9 protein-coding genes are annotated in these 9,744 nt (G+C 61.3%); 1 reads left to right on the top strand and 8 read right to left on the bottom strand.

The annotated features are described in order from the left end of the window. The 5 genes from ABYM29_RS07625 to ABYM29_RS07605 form a co-directional block, all read right to left on the bottom strand. On the bottom strand, positions 1-499 hold a 499-nt coding region (locus ABYM29_RS07625; RefSeq protein ID WP_372864131.1), incomplete at its 3' end, for a VWA domain-containing protein. Then, on the bottom strand, positions 496-975 hold the full coding sequence (locus ABYM29_RS07620) for a DUF4381 domain-containing protein (RefSeq protein ID WP_372864130.1): 480 nt from the start codon (positions 973-975) through the stop codon (positions 496-498). The genes ABYM29_RS07625 and ABYM29_RS07620, both read right to left, overlap by 4 nt. Beyond that, positions 972-1,916, bottom strand: a complete 945-nt coding sequence (locus ABYM29_RS07615) for a DUF58 domain-containing protein (RefSeq protein WP_372864129.1) — start codon at positions 1,914-1,916, stop codon at positions 972-974. The genes ABYM29_RS07620 and ABYM29_RS07615 overlap by 4 nt, the downstream gene beginning before the upstream one ends. A 16-nt stretch (positions 1,917-1,932) precedes the next feature. Then, the gene (locus tag ABYM29_RS07610) at positions 1,933-2,889 is read right to left on the bottom strand and encodes an AAA family ATPase (RefSeq protein ID WP_372864128.1); all 957 of its coding nucleotides are present in this window, start codon (positions 2,887-2,889) and stop codon (positions 1,933-1,935) included. 113 nt (positions 2,890-3,002) lie between these two features. Next, positions 3,003-3,878: a putative RNA methyltransferase gene (locus ABYM29_RS07605; protein ID WP_372864127.1), complete on the bottom strand. Its 876-nt coding sequence runs from the start codon at positions 3,876-3,878 to the stop codon at positions 3,003-3,005. Positions 3,879-3,969: 91 nt separating this feature from the next. On the opposite strand from ABYM29_RS07605, the gene ABYM29_RS07600 reads away from it, so the two are divergent. Beyond that, the gene (locus tag ABYM29_RS07600; protein ID WP_372864126.1) at positions 3,970-4,893 is read left to right on the top strand and encodes a glycosyltransferase family 2 protein; all 924 of its coding nucleotides are present in this window, start codon (positions 3,970-3,972) and stop codon (positions 4,891-4,893) included. A 1-nt stretch (position 4,894) separates the two neighbouring features. Here the strand turns inward: ABYM29_RS07600 and ABYM29_RS07595 are convergent, their stop codons facing one another. The 3 genes from ABYM29_RS07595 to ABYM29_RS07585 form a co-directional block, all read right to left on the bottom strand. Further along, positions 4,895-6,364: an AAA family ATPase gene (locus ABYM29_RS07595; protein ID WP_372864124.1), complete on the bottom strand. Its 1,470-nt coding sequence runs from the start codon at positions 6,362-6,364 to the stop codon at positions 4,895-4,897. 100 nt (positions 6,365-6,464) lie between these two features. Continuing rightward, positions 6,465-7,916, bottom strand: coding sequence for a wax ester/triacylglycerol synthase family O-acyltransferase (locus ABYM29_RS07590; protein ID WP_372864122.1), 1,452 nt, complete (start codon positions 7,914-7,916; stop codon positions 6,465-6,467). A gap of 12 nt (positions 7,917-7,928) precedes the next feature. Continuing rightward, positions 7,929-9,743 (bottom strand): ABC transporter ATP-binding protein/permease, encoded by a 1,815-nt coding sequence (locus tag ABYM29_RS07585; protein WP_372864121.1) that lies wholly within the window; start codon positions 9,741-9,743, stop codon positions 7,929-7,931. Between the last annotated feature and the right edge of the window lies 1 nt (position 9,744).

The raw sequence follows: 9,744 nt of genomic DNA, 5'->3' as shown, positions 1-9,744 counted from the left end.
CATCCATGAGTACGCCGAGGGTGTGCAGGTCGAAGGACAGCGGCGATTGAATATAGGCCTGGGAGCCGAACAGGATCAGCCCCAGTTTGTCGCCCTGACGCTGTCTGACGAATTCATTGACCACGGCCTTGACCACGGTAATACGCGGCAGCGCGTTACCTTGAATTTTCATGTCTTGCTGGGCCATGGAGCCGGAGATATCGACCGCCAGCATCAGGTCGCGACCGCTGGCGGGCAGCGCTTGCGGGGCGCCGACCCACTGCGGACCACTGGCGGCAACCAGCAGGCTCAGCCACAGCAAACTCATCCACAGCAGGCCGAGCCGGCGCGTACTGCGCAGTTTCTGCTCGGGCTGTGCACCGAGGCTTAGCAACTGCTGCAAGAAGGGCACGCGCAGCGCCGCGCCGCCCTCGGCGCTGCTCGCCGCAGGCGACAGCCAGCGCAGGATGAGCGGCAGCGGCAGCAGGGCGAGTAGCCAGGGCCATTGCAGACTGATCACGGCAGTGCCCTCCGGTGTTTGCTCAGCCAGTTAGAGACTTGGCTGTGCAGTGTACTGCGCGCCGTCAAGGCACTGGCCGGTCGGTAGGCGGCGGCCTCCAGTTCGGCGAGCAAGTCAGCCTGCAATAGCGGTGTCTTGCAGGCGCTGTTGAGGTAGTCGCACCAGCGCCGGCCGCTGAGCGCGGCGGCGTCGCGGCCCAGCGCCAGCAGCGCAACGCGGCGCAGCAACTGATTGACAGCGCTGGCGTAGCGCTGATCGTCGGGCTCCTGCGCCAGTAGCTGTAACTCCGCCAGTGCGGCGCGGCGATAGGCATTGGCTTGTCGCCGGCGCCATAGCAGGAGGCCGGTGATCGCCAGTACTAGTGCGGCGGCGCCGAGCACCGCGAACCAACCCCAGGCCCAGGGAAAACTGGGCACGGCGGCGGGCAGGTGGATGTCGGCGAGTTGCGCCAGCGGGTCGTGCTGCTGAGGGTTCATGTTAAGCGAATCTCCCTGCTAAGTACGTCAAGGAGGTCGTCGTCGGTACGCAGTTGCAGCAGGGCAACGCCGAGCTGGCGCAGGCGCTGCTGCAGTTGTTCACGCTGCTGTAGGTAGTGTTGTCGATAGCGGCCCTGCAACGATTTGTCGATATCAACCCTGCGCCGCTGTTGGCCGTCACTGAGTGGCAGCAAACCGTGTAGCGGCAGTGTTTCTTCCAGTGGGTCGCTGATACACAGCGCGACGATGTCGTTGTGACGGGCCAGTAACAGCAGTTGGCGGTGGGCGTCGTCGTCGTAGTCATGGAAGTCGCTAATAATAAACACCGACGAGCCGGGGCGAGTGATGCGCCGTAGCTCTTCCAGTGCGTGGGCCAGTCGCTGAGGTGGCTGCGGATCGCCGGTGGTGTTCAGCAGGGCCTGATTGACGTCGCCGGCGCGGTGTAAAAAGTGCAGCACTGCGCGGGCACTGCGGCGCGGGCGGCTCTCACTGTGGCTGTGGTCAGCAAAGATAAAACCGCCGACACGGTCACTGCTGTCCAGAGCGTTCCAAGCGAGCAGGGCGGCGGCGTGGCAGGCCATTACCGATTTGAAACACTGGCGACTGCCAAAGGCCATATTGCGGCGCTGGTCGAGGCCGATCACGATGGGGCGCTCGCGCTCCTCTTCGAACAGCCGGGTGTGGGGCTTGGTGGTGCGCGCGGTCACCCGCCAGTCGATGTGGCGGATTTCGTCGCCGCCCTGATAGGCGCGCAGTTGCTGAAAACTCAGGCCGCGACCTTTAAAGGGCGCCGGGTGGCTGCCGGCCTGCCGGGCAACATGGCGACGTTGCTGGCGCAGGCGCAATTGGCGGGCGGCCAGTCGCGCGTCGATCAGCGCGGATTGGCTGACGCTGGCGCCGCGAATGGCGTAGTGGCGCTTGGCGATGGGCTTGCCGGTCATTGCGGGCCGACCACTCTCAGGCAACCGGCACGAGGCTGAGCAGGCGGTCGATCAGCTGATCGCGCTGCACGCCTTCGGCCTCGGCGGTGAAGCTGATAATCAGCCGGTGGCGCAGCACATCGTGGGCGACCGCCTGAACATCGTCGGGGCTGACAAAATCGCGGCCAGCGAGCCAGGCGTGGGCGCGGGCGCAGCGGTCCAGTGCCAGGGTGGCCCGTGGGCTGGCGCCGACATCCAGCCACTGGCCGAGCTCGCTGTCCCACTGGCCGGCATTGCGGGTGGCGACCACCAGCTGCACCAGATACTGCTCGACGGCTTCGGCCATGTGCAGGGTCAGCACTTGGCGGCGGGCATTGAATAGCGTTTGCTGGCTGATTTGCGGTGCAGACGGTGTTTCACCCTGGGCTTCGGCGCGCACGCTGCGCAGAATGGCCAGCTCGGCCTCGGCGCTGGGGTAGTCGACGTTGACGTGCATCAGAAAACGGTCCAGCTGGGCCTCGGGCAGTGGATAGGTGCCCTCCTGTTCCAGTGGGTTCTGGGTGGCCATGACCAGGAATAATTCTTCCAGTGGATAGCTGTTGCTGCCGACGCTGACCTGGCGTTCGGCCATTGCTTCAAGCAGTGCCGACTGCACCTTTGCCGGGGCGCGGTTGATCTCGTCGGCCAGCAGCAGGTTGTGGAAAATCGGGCCGCGTTGAAATTCAAAAACGCCGGTTTCCGGGCGGTAGATGTCGCTGCCCGTGACGTCGCCGGGCAGCAGGTCCGGGGTGAACTGGATGCGTTGAAAGCTGCCTTCAATGGCGTCGGACAGGGTTTTGATCGCCTTGGTTTTAGCCAGCCCCGGCGCGCCCTCGACGAGCAAGTGGCCGTCGGCAAGCAGGGCGATCAGCAGGCGCTGGGTCAGTTGCTGCTGGCCAATAATCTGGGTGTTCAGCCAGTCGTTTAATTGGCTGAGCTGCTGGTGTTCGGTCATCGGGGATTCCCTGTTGTTGTTTCTACTTATTGCCACTAGGTGGGGATGGTCGAGCATTTTTCAAGCGTATTGTCCTGCTGCCGGCTGCAGATGTAGACCGATGGCGGCGCGATTCATTCCCCGCCGGCAGGAGAAACTGCCGCGCGCTGCAGCAGGCGCAATCGCACATCGAGGCTCAGCGCCATGGGCGCCTGTGCCAGCAGTTGTTGCCGCGCATCGGCGCTGGCGCGGTAATAGTGAGGCGTCATTTGCAGCAGCTGCGTTAGTTCCTCGGCATTGAGGTCGGCGGTGTGGGTCTGCAGGCGGCGCTCCGCGATGACCGGGCCAATGTGCTGTTGGCCCGCGTCGAGACTGGGGGCGTCGCTGCGGCGCACTTCGCGATACAGTTGTTGGCGCATTTCCAACAGGTGGTCGGGGCCGCTGTCCACCTGCAGGTAGAGGCCGCCGGGGCGCAGCAGGCGGGCAAATTCGGCATACACCGGAAAGCCAAAGGCGCACAGTAAGATGTCGACACTGGCATCGGGCAGGGGCACTTGGCGATTGCTGGCGACAATGCCATTGAGCTGGCGGTTGCGCTGCAGACAGCTGCGCAGTGCCCACTTGGAAATATCCAGGCCAGTGGCGACAAGCTGTCGCTTATCGCGATCCAGACTCTGGCTCAATGCCTGTAAATAGTAGCCGTCGCCGCAGCCGGCATCGAGGACTTGCAGCGTGTGTTGGTCATCGGTGTTGTCGTTTAGCAGTGCGTTGATCGCCGCGGCGATGGGGGCGTAATGGCCGCTGTCCAAAAAGTGTTTGCGGGCGGCCACCATCTCCTTGCTGTCGCCGGGGTCGCGGGATTTTTTGTGCTGCACCGGCAGTAAGTTGATGTACCCTTGGCGGGCAATATCGAAGCTGTGGCCGGCAGGGCAGCGCCACTGGTGTTGATCGCGCTGCATGGCGGCGCCGTCTAGCGGGCAGCACAGCTGTTGTAAAGCGAGTAAGGGCATGACTGTTCACGGTTTGATACAGTGCGCAGCATACCGCGACAAGGCTGGGCGGCGCCACGCTCAGCTGGAGATAAAAGGAAACAAGATTGCCATGCTAAAAAAACTCCGTCGGGAAAAGCGCCAGCAGCGCGCCTTGGCTGAGGCCATAGACCGCCGTGTTGAAGCATTGACCCAGCGCTTTGAAGCCGATGCCCTGTGGCGCCGCGACAGCGGTGTGGCGGCAAACAGCCCCCGCCAGTTAGTGGTATCACTGACCAGCTTTAGCAAGCGTATTCACGATGTGTATTTGACCATTGAAAGTTTGTTGCAGCAGGCGCACAAGCCCGACCGTATTGTGCTGTGGTTGTCGGCACAGGAATTTTCCGAGGCGGATATTCCGGCGGTGCTAAATTTACAGCGCCAGCGCGGCCTCGATATTGAATTTGTCGAGAAAGATTTGGGGCCCTACACCAAGTTTTTCTACGCCTTGAAAAAATACCCCGACGCCCTATTGCTGACCGTCGATGACGATATTCTGTACCCGCAGGATATGATCGATCAGCTTTACCGCGCGCATTTGCGGGCGCCGCAGCAGATTCACTGCACCCGCGGGCACCGCATTCGCCTGGATGAAAAAGGGCAATTACTGCCTTATAAGCAGTGGTGGCGGCGCAGCGATGATCGCGATAGCTCGCTGATGATTTTTCCGACTGGGGTGGGCGGCGTATTGTATTTTCCCGGCTGCTTTGCCGAGGAGATTGGCGATGCGGATGCTTTTACGCGTCTGGCACCCAACGCCGATGATGTCTGGCTAAAGGCGATGAGCCTGAAGGCCGGCACGGTGTGCTCCATGGTCGAAGGTCGCGGTGTGTGGATGCAGCGTTATCCGATCATCGCCGGCAGTCAGCAGGTCTCGCTGAAACAGCGCAACAAGAGCAAGGGCGGGGGCAATGATAGCCAGATTGACGCGGTATTTAACGCTTACGGGCTGATGCCAATACTGCGTGAGGTCGCGGCGCAGGAGCCGGGCCTGTAGCTCAGTCGGCAGCGACTGCGCGCTGTTGGCACCAGTGGCGCAGCGCCGCTATTTGCTCGCTCATGGTGATGGACAGGGGTACGGTGTTGGTGACTTCACCGATAATATGCGCGTTGCTCAGTGTTTCGTCGCGAGCCCTTGCGGTGTAGCCGGCGGCGACAACGGCCTGCTCGATTTCGGCGCCGGTAAAGCCGTCGCTGGCTTCACTGAGGGCCGCCAGAGAAAAGCGGCTGCTGTCGTGGTCGCGTTTTTCCAAATGAATACGGAAGATCTCGGCGCGGACTTCGGCACTGGGTAAATCGACAAAAAAGATTTCGTCCAGCCGGCCCTTGCGGATGAGTTCGGGTGGCAGTCGCTGGATATCGTTGGCCGTGGCCACCACAAATACCGGTTTGCGCTGTTCTGCCATCCAGGTCAGCAGGGTGCCGAGTACTCGCCGGGCGGTGCCGCCGTCGTTGTCGTCGGCGACGATACCTTTTTCAATTTCGTCTATCCACAATACGCAGGGTGACATGGTTTCGGCCAGTTGCAGCGCCTCGCGGACATTGCGCTCCGATTCGCCAAAAAACTTATTGAACATGGCCCCCATGTCCATGCGCAGCAGGGGCAGGCCCCAGAGGCCGGCAACCGCCTTGGCCGCCAGGCTTTTGCCGCCGCCCTGCACACCGACCAGCAAAATCCCCTTGGGAGAATCGGCCTGGGCTTTTTGGAAGGCGGCCTCGCGCTTGCTTAACCAGCTGCGCAGGCGGTTTAGGCCGCCGACATTGTTGAAACTGGCGGTGTCGTATTCAAAGCTCAACACGCCGTCCATATCGAGCAGTTCGAACTTGGCCTTGTTAACTGCGTGAATGTCGGAGTGGGTGATGGCGCCGTCGTGATAGATGGCGCCGCGCGCCAGTTTGCGGGCATCTTCCAGCGGCAGGCCGCGCAGATTGCTGACCAATTTATTCAGGGCATCGCGGTCGGTGCGCACTTTGCGGCCCTTGTCGCGGCTAAATTGCTGGGCCTCGCGGTGAACGGCCGCCAGCAGTTTGTGGTCCTCGGGCATGGACAGTGAGAAGCGCGCCGTCATGCGTTTAAACTCGGCGGGAATGCGCAGGGCGTGACTGATTAGAATTAGCCGCTGGCCGCTGTCTTCAGCCTGCATGGCGATTTCTTTAATGAGTCGCACATTGAGGGGTTCGTTTTCCAGATAGGGGTGGAAATCGCAAAGGGCGTAGAGGCCCGCCTGCCTTGCCGCGCGGATATGCTTGAGCACGGCCTCGGGCTCGGCGGTGTGGGCCAGCTTGGCGGAGGGGGTGATATCCGCACGCTGCAGGCCCTCGGTGGCCGACCAGGCGAACACCGGCAGGGCCAGTTGGATGCCGAGTTTGCTGAGCAGTTTCAGCGCCCGCGGCTCCTCCCAGGTTTCGATGACGGTGATGGGAATGCGCGACTCCATGATGAGTCGCAGATCGTGGCTATTGTTCATTGCTCAAGGCTGCTGTTCATCGCTCAGGGCTGTTGTTCGTCGCTCCGGGCTGTTGGTCATCGCTCAGGGCTGTTGTTCGTCGCTCAGGGCTGTTAGTTGCTCAGTCGCCACTCAGTGCGCTTTCGGCTTGCGGCGTTTTGATGAGTGCGTCTCGCAAGTCATTGTAGGAGCGCTGCAGGCACTCGGTGTAAAACGCCGGGTCGGGCATCATGTCGCGACAGGCGGTGAAGGACAGGGCGATGATACCGCGCTTGTTTTGCACACTGCTGTAGACAATGTGGAACAGGCCGACATTGGGCAGCAGTGGCCCGAAGTTCATGCCATTCACCAATTTTGCACCGCAGAAGTACAGTTGCTCTCGGGGGCCCGGGACGTTGGTCACCACGGTGTTGAAGATGACGGCGGCCTCGGACAGGCCGGTGCTGGCCGCAGCGCGCAGCGCCAGCTGCAGGACACCGCCGTGCAGTACATCGGTGACGTCGACGGCGACTCTTGGTCCCAGTGCATTGGCGTAGGCTTTGCTTTCCAGCGAGGCCTGCTGGATAGCGGCTAAGCGTTCAGCGGGGTCGGCGATGGTGCTGCACAGCGATAGCGTCATAAAGCCAACCATATTGCCGCCGCTGCTCTGCTCTTCGGGGCTGCGCACGTCAATGGGGCAGCCGCTAACCAGGGTTTTCTCCGGCAGTTCGCCCTTGGCGCTGAGGTAGTGGCGAAGGGCGCCAGAGACGATGCACAGCATCACGTCGTTGATGGTGGCGCCGCTGCACTGTTGCTTGATTGCGCGCACTTCAGCAAAGTCGAAATTGACCGAGTCCACCACGCGGTGGGGAGACAGCTTGCCCTGAAAGCGGGTGCGTTGCTTGTCTTCCAGAGCGCGAAAGTCGTTTTCCTTTTTGCCCCGACGGATGCGCTGCCAGGCGGGGAGCAAGTCGCCGACTAGCTTTGCTGTTTTTGCAGGCTTGCGCAGATTGTTGACGGCGGCAGCCTTGAGGATCTCGGTCTTGCTCAAACTCTCTTCTTTGTCGGCGGTCGGCACCGGCAGGGCGGCCACGGTGGGACTGAGGTCGTGTAATAGCGGCAGGAAGCGGGCGCCGGTAGCGCCGTCCATGGCGGCGTGATGAACTTTGATCATCACCGCAAAGCAGTTTTCCGGCAGGCCGGGCACATTGTCCAGGCCCTCGATCACATACATTTCCCACAGCGGCTTGTTGAGGTTCAGCGGGCGTGAGTGAATGCGGGCGGCCAGAATACACAGCTGCCGCCAGTCCCCGGGTTTGGGCAGGGCCATATGGTGGATATGGCGTTCGACTTCCGGCTGATCTATCGCTTCCCACCAGGGCTGATCCAGCCCCCAGGGCACGCGTTGCAACTGGCGGGTGAAAATCGGCGATAGCGGGGCGCGGGCCTCGATCAGTTCGATGATCTGCTTCAGTCGCACCAGCCCGCCATCGGCGGTGGATTGGTCGTAAATGCCGAGGCTGCTGATGTGCTGTGGGATGCCCGCCGCTTCGGTGTGGATAAACATGGCGTCCTGGCCGGATAACTGCTGCATAGTCTTTTCCTTCTATTGAATCTTATTGTTGTTCTGCGGTTGATCACTGCGGCGTTCACGCTGCTGCAGTGTCCACAATTGTGCGTAGCGGCCGCCGGCGGCGAGCAGTTGCTGATGGTTGCCCTGCTCTACGATACGCCCCCGGTGCAGAACTACAATACTGTCTGCATCGACGACGGTCGATAGGCGGTGGGCAATAACCAGCATGCTGTGTTGCTCGGCGATATCGCGCATGGCCGCCAAAATGGCTTGTTCGGAGTTGCTGTCCAGCGACGAAGTCGCCTCGTCAAAGACGATAATCGGTGCGCCTTTAAGTAGCGCCCGGGCGATAGCCACCCGCTGTTTTTCGCCGCCGGACAGCTTCAGGCCGCGCTCGCCAACCAAGGTGTCGGCACCCTTTGGCAGACTGGCGACGAACTCGTCGAGGTGAGCCAGGCGGATGGCTTCATTGACCTCGTCATCGCTGGCGTCGACGCGGCCGTAGCGAATATTGTCGCGAATACTCTGATTAAACAGCACGGTGTCTTGCGGCACGATGCCCAGGCAGGCGCGCAGTGATTGCTGACTGACCTCGGCAATGTTCTGGCCGTCGATCATAATGCGGCCGCTGTCGACATCGTAAAAGCGAAACAGCAGTTTAAGCAGAGTGGACTTGCCGGCGCCGCTGCTGCCCACGATGGCCAATTTCTGGCGCGGCGGTAGGCAAAAGTTGATGTCCTGCAGAATCTGCCGATCCCGATCGTAGGCAAAACCGACCCCTTCGAAGACCAGCTCGCCGCGGCTCAGCTTGAGATCGGCTGCGTCAGGTGAGTCGGTGACGGTGGCGCGCTGGCGCAGCAGGGCAAACATCGCCTCGATATTGGCCATCGACCCCTTCATTTCCCGGTAGACAAAACCGAGGAAATTCAGCGGCATGAAAATCTGCATCATAAAGGCGTTGATCAACACAAAGTCGCCGATACTCATGCTGCCGCTCAGGGTGTGCTTGGCGGCGAGGATCATCGCTGCAGTCATGGCGGTGGCGATAATCAAGGCCTGGCCGCCGTTGAGGGCAAATAGGCTCAGGCGGTTTTGGCGCCGGGCCTGTTCCCACTGCTGTAATTCCTCGTCGTAGCAGCGCGCTTCGTAGTCCTCGTTGCCGAAGTATTTGACGGTTTCAAAATTCAGCAGACTGTCTACCGCGCGGCTGCTACTGCGCGACTCGGCGGCATTGGCGCGGCGAATAAAGCCGGTGCGCCACTCGGTGGCAAATACCGAAAAGCCCACATAGCTAATTACCGAAATTAATACGATGACGGCGTAGTAGATACTGTACTTCCAGCCCAGTAGCACCAGCACCATGCCGATCTCGATGAACGTGGGCACAATGTTGAACACCATAAAGCGCAGCAGAAAGCTGATGCCGCTGGTGCCGCGTTCAATGTCTCGCGACAGGCCACCGGTGCGGCGATTGAGGTGAAAATCCAGGTCGAGGCGATGCAGGTGTTGAAACACCGTCAGCCCTATTTGGCGCATGGCGCGCTCGGTGACGCGGCCGAATAAGGTGTCGCGCAATTCGCCAAACAGCACATTGGCAAAGCGCAGGGTGCCGTAGGCCAGCAGCAGGCCGATGGGGGCCAGGCTCAGGGTGTTGACGCCGCTGTTATCTAGATAGTCGACAATATGCTTCAGCGCGAAAGGCAGGCCGACACTGGCCAGCTTGGCGGCAACCAGGCACAACAGCGCCAGGCCGATACGCGGCAGGTGGGGGCGCAGATAGGGCAGCAGCTCCAGCAGGGTGCGGGCATTAAGTTGTTGGTCTTCGCGGTAGGGGGTATTGCCGTGCATC

The organism is Spongiibacter sp., assembly GCF_041602295.1.
Classification (GTDB): Bacteria; Pseudomonadota; Gammaproteobacteria; order Pseudomonadales; family Spongiibacteraceae; genus Spongiibacter.
Note: the sequence above shows the minus strand (reverse complement) of the source record. Positions and strands in the feature narration are given on the sequence as shown.

What these genes read in the sequence shown, in the direction of transcription:
- ABYM29_RS07620 (WP_372864130.1), bottom strand. Translation starts at nt 975, where the DNA reads ATGAACCCTCAGCAGCACGACCCGCTGGCGCAACTCGCCGACATCCAC.
- ABYM29_RS07615 (WP_372864129.1), bottom strand. Translation starts at nt 1,916, where the DNA reads ATGACCGGCAAGCCCATCGCCAAGCGCCACTACGCCATTCGCGGCGCC.
- ABYM29_RS07610 (WP_372864128.1), bottom strand. Translation starts at nt 2,889, where the DNA reads ATGACCGAACACCAGCAGCTCAGCCAATTAAACGACTGGCTGAACACC.
- ABYM29_RS07605 (WP_372864127.1), bottom strand. Translation starts at nt 3,878, where the DNA reads ATGCCCTTACTCGCTTTACAACAGCTGTGCTGCCCGCTAGACGGCGCC.
- ABYM29_RS07600 (WP_372864126.1), top strand. Translation starts at nt 3,970, where the DNA reads ATGCTAAAAAAACTCCGTCGGGAAAAGCGCCAGCAGCGCGCCTTGGCT.
- ABYM29_RS07595 (WP_372864124.1), bottom strand. Translation starts at nt 6,364, where the DNA reads ATGAACAATAGCCACGATCTGCGACTCATCATGGAGTCGCGCATTCCC.
- ABYM29_RS07590 (WP_372864122.1), bottom strand. Translation starts at nt 7,916, where the DNA reads ATGCAGCAGTTATCCGGCCAGGACGCCATGTTTATCCACACCGAAGCG.
- ABYM29_RS07585 (WP_372864121.1), bottom strand. Translation starts at nt 9,743, where the DNA reads ATGCACGGCAATACCCCCTACCGCGAAGACCAACAACTTAATGCCCGC.